The following is a 13790-nucleotide window of genomic DNA, read 5'->3' as shown; positions in this document are numbered from 1 at the left end:
ACCACCGCCGACCTGTCCCCGCTGGCCGCACTCCCGTTGAACGACCTCGCCCTCGGCCTCGCCCCGGGCACCGGCCTCGCCCCCCCCACCCGCCCCCCCCCCCCCGCCCCCCCCACCCCCCCCCCCCCCCCCCCCCGCCCCCCCCGCCCCCGGCCCCCCCCCCCCCGCCCGCCCCCCCCCCCCGCCGCGCGCCCCCCCCCCCCCCCCGCCGCGGGGCGGGGGGGGGGGGGGGCCGGGGGGGGCGGCCGCGCGGGGCCCCCCCCCCCGACGCACCACCGTCACCGGCCGCTGACATGATCCTCCCGACGGCGGGCCACGACGGCTCCCGGGGCGTGGCAGGAGGCGGGAATGGACGCGACGGTGGAGCGGACGGCACGGCGGATCACCGCCGAGGTCAACGCGGCGGCGCCGCCGGGCTGGTCGGCGTACGTCCTGCGTGCGGAGACCAGCTACCGCGGCTCCCGCATCCGCGGCGGCTACCGCGTTCCCGGCCGGCCGGACGTCCCCTTCCCGGCCCCGCTCACCCCCGAACGGCTCGACGCACTGGCGACCGCCTTCCGCCGCGCGCACGAGGACTGGTTCGGAATCGCCCTGGAGCTGACCTGCCGTCCCTCCGGCACCTTCGAGCTGGTGGTCTTCCAGGAGACCGTCCAGCTCGGCGCCACCACCGAGGACGGCTGGACCATGACCCTGCACCACGGACACCGGCCGGCCGAGCCCGGCATTCTCCGCGGCACCGGGCCGGCCGGCCTCCCGCCGGCCGGGGACCCGGCGGAGGCGGTCGCGCGGATGCGCTCCCTGCTCCGGCTGCACGCCGAACGGACCGGCGAGCGGCCGCGGTTGCCCGCCGGCCTCACGGAGGAGGAACTGGCCACCGTCGAACGCCGCCTGGACCGCAAGCTGCCCGCCGACCTGCGCGCGATGTACCGGGAGGCCGACGGCGACGACGGAGCGATGGCCTTCGCGGGCTGCGCCTGGCTGTGCGTGGAGGACGCCCTGGCCGAGCGCAACGAGGACACCAGCAGCCCCAAGTGGCTCGGATGGCGCGACAGTTGGCGTTGGACCGTGCTCGAGGCCGACCCTCCGGACACGGTCCGGCGGGCCTCCGGGTACACGGGCTGGCTGCCGTTCGCCACCGCCCTGGAGGGCAACTTCTACGCCGTGGACCTGGAACCGGACACCGACGGCCACCACGGCCAGGTGATCGAGATCGGCCGCGACTTCCGGCACCGCCCGCGCTACGTCGCCCCGTCCGTCACCGAATGGCTCGGCCAGGCCCTCGGGCTGACCGCACCGCCGCCCACCCCGGCCGACCCGACGGTCCGCCACCTGGACGGCGGCCCGCTCCCGCCGCACGTCCAGGCGGTCCACCTCGATGACGCCCCGTCACCCGTCGACCTGGCGCCGCTCTCCACCGCCGTGCGCCTGCACCGCCTCCACCTCACCGGCTGCACCACCGCCGACCTGTCCCCGCTGGCCGCACTCCCGTTGAACGACCTCGCCCTCGGCCTCGCCCCGGGCACCGGCCTCGCCCCCCTCACCGGCCACCCCCACCTCGCCACCCTCTCCCTCGACTCCGCCTCGCCCGTCGACCTCGGCCCGCTGCGCACCCTCCCCGCCCTCCGCGGCCTCGACCTCACCCGCTGCCCCGGCACGGACCTCACCCTCCTCGCCGAACTCCCCGCGCTGCGCTACCTCGCCCTCACCACCGCCCAGTGGTCCGCGCTGGCCGCCGCCGGCCGCCTCCCCACCCGGCTCGCCGCCGTCCGCCTGGCCGGCACCCCGCCCCTCGGCCACGCCCTCGCCCTGCTCGCCGCCCTCGGCACCGACACCTCCACCGCCCACCGCCTCACCGGCCCCTGAACCGCGGGGCCGCGGCGTATGCGAGAACGTCACGCAAACGCCTCCTGCTGGTTACTCGGGTCCTCCCGTGGTCATGTCATGCTCTCGCCTGACATGACGTCAACACGCGTAGATCACCGGGCCCACAGGGCGGGCCACGGGCTCGCGTGCACTCTCCCCGGGAAGGGACACCCCACATGTCCGTTGCGCACAGAGGTCGTTGGAAGGCGATGGCGGCCGGTGCGGCCGCCCTCCTGATCGGCCTCACCCTGCCGGGCGTCACCGCCTCTCCCGCCAGTGCGACCACGACCGCGTACGACAGCACGTACTACAAGAACGCGGTCGGCAAGAGCGGCAGCAGCCTGAAGTCCGCTCTGCACACGATCACCGCCACCGGCACCACCAAGATCTCCTACGACGCGGTCTGGAACGCCCTCAAGGTCACCGACCAGGACCCGAACAACACCGCCAACGTGCTGCTGCTCTACAGCGGCGTCTCGCGCAGCAAGTCCCTCAACGGCGGCTCCGTCGGCAACTGGAACCGCGAGCACGTCTGGGCCCAGTCGCACGGCGACTTCGGCACCACGGCCGGCCCCGGCACCGACCTGCACCACCTGCGGGCGGCCGACGTCCAGGTCAACAGCACCCGGGGCAACAAGGACTTCGACAACGGCGGCAGCCCGGTCAGCGGCGCCCCCGGCAGCTACACCGACGCCGACTCCTTCGAGCCGCGCGACGCCGACAAGGGCGACGTGGCCCGGATGATCCTCTACATGGCCGTCCGCTACGAGGGCGACGACGCCTTCCCGGACCTGGAGGCCAACGACCTGATCAACGGCAGCGTCCGCTTCCACGGCCGGCTCTCGGTGCTCAAGCAGTGGAACCAGCAGGACCCGCCGAGCGCCTTCGAGGAGCGCCGCAACCAGATCATCTTCGACACCTACCAGAAGAACCGGAACCCGTTCGTCGACCACCCCGAGTGGGTCAACCTGATCTGGTAGGAACCCGACCGGGAACGGCAGTTCGCGGCCCCGGCCGCCTTCCCACCCCCGTGGGGCAGGCGGCCGGGGCCGCAGCTCTCATCCCCGCCAGGCGGGTGAGGCCGCCAGTGCGACGAGCTGCTGGAGGCTCAGCACCTCACGCCCCTCCAGCGGCGGGAGGTCCGGCCAGACGCCCGGCCCGCTCTGGCTCAGGATCACCCTGGTGCCGTCGGGGTGCAGGACGTCGACCGTCCGGATCGTCACCGGTGCCTTGGCGTCCGAGTCGTCCCGCAGCTCCCGGGTGAGCACCGAAGCCCCGTCGGCGGTCCGGGTCAGGCCCTCCTCCCCCCGCCCGAAGGCCTCCGGGCGGATGGGGCTGCGCAGGTGGACGCTCACGGTCAGCCGGGCCTCCCGGCCGTTGCCGGTGAGCGCCAGCCACTGCTCGCCGTTGGCGAACCGTCCCTCGGGCGCCTTCCCGTCCACTCCCGCCGGGAGCAGCGCGCGGACGGTCGAGGCGATCCGGTCGGCGGGCATCCCGAGGTTGTCCTCCTTGGGACGGTCGGGCACGGCCAAGCCGACGAACACCGGGTCCCACGCCGGGCTGGTGGCGATCTCGGTCAGGCGGTCGACCGTCAGCGAGGACTCCGGGTCCTGCCCGGCGAGGTCCAGCCTGACCCGGCGCCCCTCCCGGTTCGTGGTCTGGACGACCAGGGTCTTCCGGCCGCCCTGCTCGGCGCGCTCGACGGCGCGCTGCACCAGCACGATCGTCCCGTCGGCCCCCTCCGTGCGCACGCACTGCTCCGCCTGCCGCGTCGCCGGGCACTCGGCGCCCGGGGTGTCGGCGTCCACCGGCAACGCCATCCGCTCGGTGCTGACCGAGAACCGGACGGGCCCGTGGCCGTCGTCCAGCATCAGCTCGACCATCGGACCGTTCGCATGGGGGTCCGGCCTCCCGCCCGTGGAGCCGAGGACCTCGACGACCGAACCCGGCGGCAGCAGCGCACGGACCGTCAGTTCCATGAAGGCGGCCGAGACCATCGGCCTCTCGGCGGGCGGGGCCGGCTCGGACCCCGGGAGCAGCGCCACCGTGGTCAGCGCGGAGGCCACCACGGCCGCGCAGACCCCCGCCCGGACCGCCCGGCGACGGCGGCGCAGCACGCGGCCGCGCGCGGCCGCACCGGCGGCCAGCACGGCCGGCTCCGGCCGGGGGGCAAGGTCGGCGGCGCCCCGCAGGGCCCGGGCGAGCTCGTCCTCGTACGACATCAGGTGGCCCTCCTCGGGCGTGGTTCGGGCCGGGCCGTGAACGGGGGAGAGCGGCGGCAGGGGCGGAACTTCCGTCATTTCAGGGCCAGTTCCGCGAGATCCGTGCCGAGCACCCCGCGCAGGCGCTCCAAGGCCCGTGCGCTCCGGGTGCGCACCGCTCCGGAGCGCAGCTTCAGCACGGCCGCCGTCTCCTCCACGCTGCGGTCCTCCCAGAACCGCAGCACCAGCACCGCCCGGTCCTGCGGGGAGAGCCGTCCCAGTGCCTCCAGCAGGGTCAGCCGCAGCGCCGGGTCCGTGTCGCTCACCGGCGTCTCGCGGATGGTGTCGGTGACGTGCTCGCCGCTGCTGCGCCTGCGCTTGTGCGTCAGGAAGGCGTTGACCAGGGTCGCCTGCGCGTACCCGGCCGGGTTCTCCACCCGGGAGACCGTGCGCCACTTCACGTACAGCCGGCCGAGCGCCTCCTGGGCCAGGTCCTCGGCGAGATGGGCGTCGCCGCCGGTGAGCAGGAACGCCGTCCGCACCAGGTACGGCCCCCGCCCGGCGGCGAACTCCAGGAAGTCCAGGGGCCGGTCCTGGGCCGTCTCGTCTGCGGTCGTGTCCCTCATGCCCCTCCAACGCGACGGGACCGCGATCGTGTCACACCCCTGTTCGAGGTTCTTTCCGGTGGGGTCGCCGGCGGACCGGGGCACGTAGAGTTAGCCAAGGCAAACCTAAGTGAAGGGCAGGGAGGGAGCGGGATGGCGGACGGACCCGAGGAGGGGCGGCGGCCGCACGGCGAGCTGGTCGGGAAGGTGCTGACCGCGCTCTGGGCCGCCGACCAGCCGCTGACCCCGCGTCAGGTCCGGTCGGCCGTCGGGCCCGAGCTGGCCCGGACCACGGTCGCGACGATCCTGGCCCGGCTCCACGAGCAGGGCAAGGTGGTGCGCTCCCGCGCCGCGGACCGCGGCTTCGCCTACGCGGCGGCGGACGACGCGGCCGGGCTGGCCGCGGGGCGGATGCGGCGCGAGCTGGACCGCGAGCCGCAGCGCGGCCTGGTGCTCGAACGGTTCGTCTCCTCGCTCCCGGCGGAGGACGGGGAACTGCTGCGCCGCCTGCTGCTGGCGGCCGGGCACGGCTGACCTGACGCAGCCCGCCCCGCCGACGACATCGTTGTAGACCGAAGCACCGCCCTGCCCGTAAGGTGAAGGCGGTTCACTTCACGGGCCGTCGCGCGCGCGGCCCCGACCGGGGGTGACGCCCTCCCCCCGCGGCGATGGGATGCAGTGTGTACGACAGGCGGAGCGGCGCCTCCAACCCCTCCGAGCGGACCGTCCGCCTCCTCTCCCGGGCGGGCCGGGCCATGGACGCGATGCTGGCCGCACGCCTGGCCGCACGCGGTCTCACCCCCCTGCACCAGAGCGTCCTGGAGGCCCTGACCGAGCTCGGCCCGCACGGCCTCCCCGACCTGGCCGAGCACCTGGACTCCGACGAGGCCACCCTCTCCCCCGTGGTCGACGAGCTCGCCGCCGAGGGCCTGGTGGACGTCCTCGTGGTCCACATCGGCGGACGCCAGCGGGTGGTGACCGTCACCGAGGCGGGCACTGCCGCGGCCACCGCCTGCGGCACCGACGAACAGGCGGTCCAGGACGTCCTGCTGGCCTCCCTCACCCGGGGCGAGCGGGCCCAGCTCCACTACATGCTCCGCCAGGTCTGCGCCTCGGCCGCCCGCGGACCGGCCCGCCACCCGGCCTCCTGACACCCGCGGAGCGGCCCCGGTCGGCCGCGAACGGCCGCGAACGGCCGCCCGGGGTCCGACGGAGCGTCAGGAGGGCTCCTCAGCCGAGGAGTCGGTCGGTGACCTGGTACCCCTCGCCGGTGTAGTAGCCGGCGATGCTCTCCAGCCACTGCTCCCCGGAGACCACCCCGGTGCCCGCGGGGTCGAGCTCCGCGAAGGTCGCCTCGGCGCCGGCCGCCGGGAAACCGGTGGCCACCATGCAGGCCACGTACCGCTCGCGCTCCACCCAGCCGTCGCCGTCCCGGTCGGCCGCGCCCACCAGGGCCTCGGCGTAGGGGCGGACGTAGCGCTCGAAGGCCGCCCGGTCGTGGACCACGGCCGAGTACTCCTCGAAGTCCACGACCCCGTCGCCGTTGCTGTCGGCCTGCTCGTACAGTCCCTGCCAGTACGTCAGGTACGCCGCCCGCACCCGCAGGGCCTCGGCCGTCCCGGGCTCGATCCCGCTGGCCGCGATCACCCGGTCCGCCAGCAGCTCGAAGTCGCCCCGCTCCAGCACCCCGCTGTCGTCCGCGTCCAACAGGCCGAAGCGGAAACGGGCACGGTCCTGCGAAGCACCCACGGTCGCACTCCCTCACACGGAACGGACAGGTTCGCAGGGAGGTTACCGGGCCACCCGCCCCCGCAGCCACACCGACTCACCCCCGGTCGAACGGCGCCGCCCGGCGGTCACGAACGCGTTCGTTACGATCGGAGGATGACTGAGCCGAGGAGCCGCCGGGAGCGCCCCGCCAAGCCCGCCCTGTCGCGGCGGTGGATCGTGGAGACCGCCGTGCGGATCATGCGCGACGAGGGCCTGGAGAAGGTGACGATGCGCCGACTGGCGCAGGAGTTGGACACCGGCCCGGCCTCGCTCTACGTCTACGTGGCCAACACCGCCGAACTGCACGCGGCCGTGCTCGACGACCTGCTCGGCACGGTGGACCTGACGGCCCCTCGGGCCGAGGAGGGCGACTGGCACGGGCAGCTGACGGCGGTTCTGCTCGCCTACGCCCTGGCCCTGTTCGAGCATCCGCAGTTGGCCCGCTCCGCATTGGTGGCCCGGCCCAGCGGGGAGAACTACCTCCGGTTGGTGGAGCGCGTTCTCGCACTCCTGGCGCACAGCGGCGCACCCACGGCGCAGGTGGCCTGGGGCGCGGACGTCCTGCTCCAGCAGGCCACCGCCGCCGCGGCCGAGCACTCCACCCGGGCGGGCGATCCGGCCCGGCAGCGGGACTGGGAGGCGCTCACCCACGCGCTGGAGACGGCCGACCCGGCCACCCACCCGGCGATCCGGGCCCACATGCCGGCCCTGATCGGCGGTGCCGGGGCCCGGCTGGCCTGGTCCGTCCAGGCCCTGATCAACGGCGTCACCAGCACCCCCGTCCCGCCGGCGCACGGCTGACCGACCCCCCTCCGCGCGGCCCGCTCCTCCGTCGCACCCATCGACGAACTTGTTCGCTACGAACATGTTCGCTACCGTGGAGGAGTCAGACCGCACGCCCCGAGGAGGCCACCATGAGCACCCACCACCCCATCGCGATCATCGGCGCGGGCCTCGGCGGCCTGGTCGCCGCCCGGGTCCTGCACGTCCACGGCATCGAGGCCGCGGTCTTCGACCTGGAGGAGTCGGCCGCCGCCCGCACCCAGGGCGGGATGCTGGACATCCACGAGGAGAACGGCCAGCGGGCGCTGCGCGCCGCCGGGCTGCACGAGGAGTTCCTGGCCCTGGTCCACCCCGGCGGCGAGGCCATGCGGCTGGTCGGTCCGGACGGCACCGTGCACGTCGAGGCCGAGGACGACGGCACCGGGGGCCGCCCCGAGATCGACCGGGGCGACCTGCGCCGACTGCTGCTCACCTCGCTCCCCGAGGGCACCGTCCGCTGGGGGCGCAAGGTCACCGGGGCCCGCCCGCTCGGCGACGGGCGGCACGAGGTGGCCTTCGCCGACGGCTCGACCGTCACCACCGACCTGCTGGTCGGCGCGGACGGCGCCTGGTCCCGGATCCGGCCGCTGCTCTCCGACGCCGCCCCCGCCTACACCGGCATCTCCTTCGTGGAGGCCGACCTGCTGGACGCCGACGCCCGCCACCCCCGCAGCGCGGCCCTGCTCGGCGGCGGCTTCTTCCTCTCCCTCGGCCCCGGCCGCGGCTTCCTCGGCCACCGCGAGACCGACGGCAGCCTGCACGTCTACACCGCGCTCCGGGCCCCCGAGAGCTGGCTGGACACCGTCGACTTCACCGACGCCCCGGCCGCCAAGGCCGCCGTCCTCGCCCACTTCGAGGGCTGGGACGAGGGCCTGCGCGCCCTGGTCGCCGACGCCGACGGCACCCTCGTCCCGCGCCGCATCCACGCCCTCCCCACCGGCCACCGCTGGGCCCGCGTCCCCGGCGTCACCCTGCTCGGCGACGCGGCCCACCTGATGTCCCCGTTCGCCGGCGAGGGCGCCAACCTCGCCATGCTGGACGGCGCCGAACTCGCCCTCGCCCTGGCCGCCCACCCCGGCCACCTCGAAGCCGCGCTGGCCGCCTACGAGCAGGCGCTCTTCCCCCGCAGCGAGGCCTCCGCCACCGAGTCCGCCGAGAGCCTGGAGACGATGTTCGGCGAGCACGGCCTGGAGCAGATGACGGCCTTCTTCGCCTCCGCGCCGAACGGGTGACCGACTCGCGTGGCGCGGCTGCCCGCGGCCGCACTCGTCTCATGGTCGGACATACCGACCATGAGACGAGTTGATGATGAGTCATTCACGCCGCACCGCCCTGCTCCCCGCCGCCGCCCTGCTGGTGACCGCCGCGGCCTGCGCCGGACCGGCCCCGCAGCAGAGCGCCCAGCCCGCGCCCGTACCCGCCGCGCCAGCCGCGCCGGCGCCCGCCGACGACGGGCGGCGGCCGTTCACGCTGGTCGCCTCCGGGGACGTGCTGCCGCACGCCTCGATCATCCGCCAGGCCCAGGCCGACGCCGGGGGCAGCGGGTACGACTTCTCCAAGATGCTGGCCGGGGTCAAGCCGGTGGTCTCGGCCGCCGACCTGGCGATCTGTCACATGGAGACGGTGTACGGGGCCGAGGGCGGCCCGTTCACCGGGTACCCGACCTTCAAGTCCCCGCCGGAGGTGGCCCGGGCGCTGCGCGACACCGGCTACGACTCCTGTTCCACCGCCTCCAACCACACCCTGGACGCAGGCGCCGCCGGGATCGCCCGCACCCTCGGCGCGATGGACGCGGCCGGACTCGGGCACGCCGGGTCGGCCCGCACCGAGGAGGAACGGGCCCGCCCCGCGCTGCTCCGGGCCGGCGGCGCGACCGTCGCCCAGCTCGCCTACACCTACGACACCAACGGCATCCCGCTCCCCGAGGGCCGCCCCTGGGCGGTCAACCTGATCGACCGCGACCGCATCCTCGCCGACGCCCGCGCCGCCCGCCGGGCCGGTGCCGACGTGGTGGTGGTCAGCATGCACTGGGGCACCGAGTGGCAGGACGAGCCGAACGGGCAACAGCTCACCCTGGCCGAGGAGTTGACGGCCTCGCGGACCGACGGGCGGCGCGACGTCGACCTGATCATCGGCACCCACGCCCACGTCCCGCAGGCCTACGAGCAGGTCAACGGCACCTGGGTGGTCTACGGCATGGGCGACCAGCTGGCCGGGGACATGTACAACTACTCCGGCGCCTTCGACCCCCGGGGCAACCAGAGCTCGATCGCCCGCTTCACCTTCTCCCCGCCCGCCGGTCCGAACCGGCCCTGGACCGTCACCAAGGCCGAGTTCGTCCCGCAGCTGACGGACCTCACCACCAACCGGGTCCTCGACCTCACCGAGGCCGTACGGCAGAACCCGGCCAACCAGGACTGGGCCAGGGCGCTGGAGCACATCCGCACCGTCGTCCTCAGCCGCGCCGGGGCCGACGCCGGCCTGACCACGGCCCCCTGAGGGGCCTCCCCGTCCTACCGGGCGGGGCGGACCACCCGCAGGGTGGTGGCCAGGCGGTCCGGGTGGCCGGGCTCGGCGACCATGCCGCGGCCGATCCGGCCGGTCTCGACGCAGACGAAGCCCCGGTAGCCCTCGTCGGTCAGGTCGGACATCTCCCGGGAGAGCCGGGCGCCGGGGTTCCAGACCACCACGTCGCTGTGGCCGGCGTGGTGGACCTCCACGGTGCGGTCCAGCCCGGCGTCGTCGACCGGGGTGAGGTCGGCCGGGCCGGTGTAGGTGCGGTCGACCCGCTCGTCCAGGACGACCGAGCCGGGGCCCCGGCCGTCCGCCTCCCGGACCCGGTCGTAGTAGTCCGCGCCCAGGCCCGAGACCGTCGTCCGGTCGGCGGCACCCACGTGCAGGTAGGTGTGCAGGGCGGCGGTGCTCTCGTGCTCGCCGGCCACCTCCAGCTCCACCGTGCACTCCCGGCCCAGCCGGATCCGCACGGTGGCGGTGAAGGCGTGCGGCCAGAGCGCCAGGGTCCGCTCGCCCTCCCCGAGGGTGAGGACCAACTCCACGCCCTCCTCGGTCTCCTCGGTCCCCGCCAGCTCCCACTCGACCACCCGGGCGAAGCCGTGCGAGGGCGAGCCCGCCGGGCCGAACCACGGCCAGCAGACCGGCACCCCGCCCCGGATCGCCACCCCCTCGGTCCATGACGACGCGTCACTGACCCACACCACCGGCTGCTCGCCGCTCGGCTGCCAGGTCACCAGCTGCGCTCCCTGCAGGCTCACCACGGCACGCCCGGTCGGGTGGTCGACCACCACCACCGGGATGTCGCCCTTCCGGCGCAGCGTCACGGACGGGGACAGGTCCTGACGGACGGGCAGGTCGAGGAAGCTCTCTGGCACGGTGGGGTCCTTCGCTGGGACGGGTAGGGCGGCTCAGGTCATTATCGGCACCCGGCGGCCCGGCCGTACCTCCTCCCCTGCCCGGTGCGTCAGGATTCCGCCGCCCGGTGCGTCAGGGTCCCACCACCCGGCGCGTCAGGCTTCCGCACTCCGGCCGAGCGCCATGACCAGCAGCAGGGCGGACAGCGCCGCCCAGCACCACCCGAGCCCCGAACCGAGCCCGCCCGCACCGACGAACTCCCGGAACGCGCCCAGCGCCCAGAACACGCCCCAGGTGCACAGGGCCGAACCGGCCGGCATCGCCCGCGCGGTGGCCGCCCGCCGCCGGGGGACCCAGAGGCGCAGCAACTGCCCCAGCGCCGCCAGCGCCACCACCCGGACGAGGACCTCCGCCCAGAGCGGGCCGGCGGCCCGCAGGCCGAGCCCCACGACGGCCGTCAGCGCGAACCAGAGCAGCGGCACCAGCCAGAGCAGCCGCGCCCGCTGCCCGAGCGCTCCCCCTGCCGCGTGCACCGTCCCGCTCGACCACACCGCACCACCGGGCCCGGGAGCACCAGGCCCAGGAGCACCGGCCCCGGAACCGCCCGGCCCGCGCTGCGGAGGGACGAACGGCCCCTGCGGTACCGGCCGCAGCACCCGCTCCTGCGCGCGGCGCAGTCGGAACCCGGTCCGCAGGTCCGCGAAGTCGTCCATGTGACGCCGGAGTTCGTCCTGGAGGCGGAGCAGTTGCTCCGCCATGCCGTCGAACTCCGCGCGCCGGAGCGCGGCCGACGCCGCCCCCTCCGACTCCGTGCCGGTGAGCCGGGCCGCCGTCTCGGCCAGCAGCCGGCCGGCCTCCGCCCTGGCGGCCTCGGCCTCCCGTGCGGCCTGCTCCCGCTCCTGCCGGAGGTGCAGGCGTTCCTCCGCGATGATCCCGTCCAGCCGGAAGCGCTCGTCCGGGGGCAGCGCCTTGGGAGCCCGGTCCTCCGCCCTCCCGACGGTGGCGTTCCGCCACTCCACCAGGGTCTTGGCCCGGTGCTCGCCAATCCCGTTGACGTGGACCCGGCCGCCCTGGGTCCGGTGGATCCAGACCACCGTCCCGCCACGGCCGTTGGCGGCCTTCGCGTAGCTGACGCCCGTGAAGTCGGAGGCCGTCCGTATGCCCTGGGCCGCCAGGTCGCGCACCAGGCCCTCACCGACCCCGTTCACCTCCTGGGCGGTCAGCGGGGACTTGGCGACCTCCCGCTCGACGAACTGCCGCCGCAGGGCCACCAGTGCCTGGGCCTCCCGGGTCTCCCGGCTGCCGTCCAGCGCCGCCAGGCGACGGGTGCAGGAGTCCTGGGCCCGCCGGTCGGTCCCGTCGGCACGCCGGAGGGCGGCGTCGTGCCGCTGCTGCGCACGGGTGCGCTCGCGCACCTCGCGGTTGAGCCGCCGCAGGTCGGCCCGTTCGAACGCCGGACGGGCGGCCAGCAGCCGGCGGTGGGCGGCCACCGCCTGGACCAACCGGCGCCGCTCCGAGCGGAGTTCGACGAGCTCGGGGCCCGCACTGCCGGCGATCGTGCTCTCGGTCAAAGCGGCCCCCTCCGGTCTTCGGCAGGAGGAACCGTACACGACCCTCACCATCCGCTCACCCGCCGGGCACCGGCCACTCACCGGCTTCTCGCCGGCCCCGCGGTCAGCGTCGGAAGACGCCGGTCAGCGCGCTCCACCAGCTGCGCCGCTGGCGGGGGACGGCCGCGGCGCGGTGGGTGGTGGGAACGGCGGGGGGCACGGACGGCGGGGCGGGCGGGGTCGGCGGCGGAGTGGTGGGGACGGTGGCGGTGGGGGCCGGCTCCTTCGGGGCCCCGCCGCGGGGGGTGAAGCGGACCGGGAGCTCGACCAGGTGGCGGGCCAGCCAGGCCGAGGTCCAGGTCAACTCGTGCTCGGGGATCGCGAGTTGGAGGTCGGGGAGCCGGGCCAGCAGGATGTCGATGCCGGTCTCCGCGATGGCCCGGCCGATGTCCTGGCCGGGGCACTCGTGCGGGCCGCCGCCGAAGGCCAGGTGGGCGCGGTTGCCGTGCAGCGGCTTGGAGAGGTCGGGGCGGACGGCCGGGTCGACGTTGCCGGCCGCGAGGCCGAGCAGCAGCATGTCACCGGCCTTGATCTGCTGCCCGCCGAGTTCGGTGTCCCCGGTGGCCCAGCGCCCCGCGACCAGCGACATCGGCGCGGAGTCCCAGAGCACCTGGTCCAGCGCGTCGGGCAGGGTCATGTGGCCGCCGGAGAGGTGGGCGCGGAACCGGCGGTCGGTGAGGACCATCTTCAGGGTGTCCGCGATCAGGTTGACGGTCGACTCGTTCGCGGCGAGCAGCACCACCCGCAGGTGCTCCAGCACCTCGTCGTCGGTGAGCCGCGCCTCGTGCTGCATCAGCCAGGAGACCAGGTCGGCGCCGGGCGCCACCCGCTTGCGCTCCATGGTGCGGCGCAGGGTGGCCACCACGTAGTCGTTGCTGGCGATGGCCGTCTCGGTGCCCTTCATCAAGTCCCGTGCGGCCTCGACCAGTCGGGGGCCGAACTCCTCGGGCATGCCGACCACGTGGGTCATCACCAGCATCGGCAGGTGCTCGGCGAACTGCGCGACCAGCTCGGCCCGGCCGGTGGGCCCGAAGTCCTCGATCAGCTGGTCGGCGAAGCGGGTGACGTAGCGTCGGATGCCGCGCCGGTCGAAGCGGTTGAGGCCGTCGGTGACGGCGCCGCGCAGGCGGCGGTGCTCGGGGCCGTCGGCGAAGACGCAGAGCGGCTGCCAGGCGATCACCGGCATCAGCGGGGAGTCGGCGGCGACCAGGCCCTCCTGGAAGGCCGTCCAGCGGCGGGAGTCCCGGGAGAACCGGGAGGGGGTGCGCATCGCGGTGAGGTTGGCCGAGTGGCCGAGCACCAGCCAGGCCGGGAGGTCGCCGTGGAGCAGCACCGGCGCCACCTCGCCGTGCTCCGCGCGCAGCTTCTCGTACAGGCCCGCCGGGTCCGCCTCCGCCTCGGGCCCGTACAGCCGCCGGAGGCCGTCGGCCCCCAGGCCCGGGGAGCCGAGCCCGTGGGCGGGACAGCCGGGCGGCGGAGTGGATGACGCGTCGTCGCTGTACGGGTTGGTCACGGCATCTCCGTGGGATCTCATGGGGGGGTGGGTGGTG

At 75.2% G+C, this 13790-nt stretch carries 13 protein-coding genes; 7 read left to right on the top strand and 6 right to left on the bottom strand.

The genetic code is table 11. The features are described 5' to 3' along the window. Positions 1–348 precede the first annotated feature (348 nt). Together ACIA8O_RS22660 and ACIA8O_RS22655 are read left to right on the top strand one after the other, a co-directional pair. Positions 349–1863: an SMI1/KNR4 family protein gene (locus ACIA8O_RS22660; RefSeq protein ID WP_396295729.1), complete on the top strand. Its 1515-nt coding sequence runs from the start codon at positions 349–351 to the stop codon at positions 1861–1863. A gap of 176 nt (positions 1864–2039) precedes the next feature. Next, the gene (locus ACIA8O_RS22655) at positions 2040–2843 is read left to right on the top strand and encodes an endonuclease I family protein (protein WP_396295728.1); all 804 of its coding nucleotides are present in this window, start codon (positions 2040–2042) and stop codon (positions 2841–2843) included. 78 nt (positions 2844–2921) lie between these two features. Here ACIA8O_RS22655 and ACIA8O_RS22650 read toward each other — a convergent pair whose 3' ends face one another. Both ACIA8O_RS22650 and ACIA8O_RS22645 read right to left on the bottom strand, forming a co-directional pair. Further along, on the bottom strand, positions 2922–4085 hold the full coding sequence (locus ACIA8O_RS22650; RefSeq protein ID WP_396295727.1) for a hypothetical protein: 1164 nt from the start codon (positions 4083–4085) through the stop codon (positions 2922–2924). Between the two features lie 74 nt (positions 4086–4159). Further along, complete coding sequence (locus tag ACIA8O_RS22645) at positions 4160–4690, bottom strand: SigE family RNA polymerase sigma factor (protein ID WP_396295726.1); 531 nt, start codon at positions 4688–4690, stop codon at positions 4160–4162. Between the two features lie 132 nt (positions 4691–4822). Between ACIA8O_RS22645 and ACIA8O_RS22640 the strand changes: the two genes are divergently transcribed. Then, positions 4823–5203 carry a BlaI/MecI/CopY family transcriptional regulator gene (locus tag ACIA8O_RS22640; RefSeq protein WP_396295725.1) on the top strand — a complete coding sequence of 127 codons (381 nt, stop codon included), beginning with the start codon at positions 4823–4825 and terminating at the stop codon, positions 5201–5203. Positions 5204–5349: 146 nt separating this feature from the next. Next, positions 5350–5820, top strand: a complete 471-nt coding sequence (locus ACIA8O_RS22635; protein ID WP_396295724.1) for a MarR family winged helix-turn-helix transcriptional regulator — start codon at positions 5350–5352, stop codon at positions 5818–5820. Positions 5821–5899: 79 nt separating this feature from the next. Here the strand turns inward: ACIA8O_RS22635 and ACIA8O_RS22630 are convergent, their stop codons facing one another. Further along, positions 5900–6418, bottom strand: a complete 519-nt coding sequence (locus ACIA8O_RS22630; protein WP_396295723.1) for an EF-hand domain-containing protein — start codon at positions 6416–6418, stop codon at positions 5900–5902. A 135-nt stretch (positions 6419–6553) separates the two neighbouring features. Here ACIA8O_RS22630 and ACIA8O_RS22625 point away from each other — a divergent pair, with 135 nt between their 5' ends. The 3 genes from ACIA8O_RS22625 to ACIA8O_RS22615 all read left to right on the top strand — a co-directional run bounded on the left by ACIA8O_RS22625 (position 6554) and on the right by ACIA8O_RS22615 (position 9760). Next, positions 6554–7240 carry a TetR/AcrR family transcriptional regulator gene (locus ACIA8O_RS22625; RefSeq protein ID WP_396295722.1) on the top strand — a complete coding sequence of 229 codons (687 nt, stop codon included), beginning with the start codon at positions 6554–6556 and terminating at the stop codon, positions 7238–7240. A gap of 113 nt (positions 7241–7353) precedes the next feature. Further along, the gene (locus ACIA8O_RS22620) at positions 7354–8493 is read left to right on the top strand and encodes an FAD-dependent oxidoreductase (RefSeq protein ID WP_396295721.1); all 1140 of its coding nucleotides are present in this window, start codon (positions 7354–7356) and stop codon (positions 8491–8493) included. Positions 8494–8566: 73 nt separating this feature from the next. Then, complete coding sequence (locus ACIA8O_RS22615) at positions 8567–9760, top strand: CapA family protein (protein WP_396295720.1); 1194 nt, start codon at positions 8567–8569, stop codon at positions 9758–9760. A 14-nt stretch (positions 9761–9774) separates the two neighbouring features. Here the strand turns inward: ACIA8O_RS22615 and ACIA8O_RS22610 are convergent, their stop codons facing one another. The 3 genes from ACIA8O_RS22610 to ACIA8O_RS22600 all read right to left on the bottom strand — a co-directional run bounded on the left by ACIA8O_RS22610 (position 9775) and on the right by ACIA8O_RS22600 (position 13774). After that, complete coding sequence (locus tag ACIA8O_RS22610) at positions 9775–10650, bottom strand: D-hexose-6-phosphate mutarotase (RefSeq protein ID WP_396295719.1); 876 nt, start codon at positions 10648–10650, stop codon at positions 9775–9777. Between the two features lie 135 nt (positions 10651–10785). Continuing rightward, positions 10786–12201 carry a hypothetical protein gene (locus ACIA8O_RS22605; protein WP_396295718.1) on the bottom strand — a complete coding sequence of 472 codons (1416 nt, stop codon included), beginning with the start codon at positions 12199–12201 and terminating at the stop codon, positions 10786–10788. Between the two features lie 103 nt (positions 12202–12304). Continuing rightward, entirely contained in the window at positions 12305–13774 is a 1470-nt protein-coding gene (locus ACIA8O_RS22600) for a cytochrome P450 (RefSeq protein ID WP_396295717.1), read from the bottom strand. Between the last annotated feature and the right edge of the window lie 16 nt (positions 13775–13790).

The sequence above is a fragment of the Kitasatospora sp. NPDC051853 genome, from assembly GCF_044452665.1.
Classification (GTDB): Bacteria; Actinomycetota; Actinomycetes; order Streptomycetales; family Streptomycetaceae; genus Kitasatospora.
Note: the sequence above shows the minus strand (reverse complement) of the source record. Positions and strands in the feature narration are given on the sequence as shown.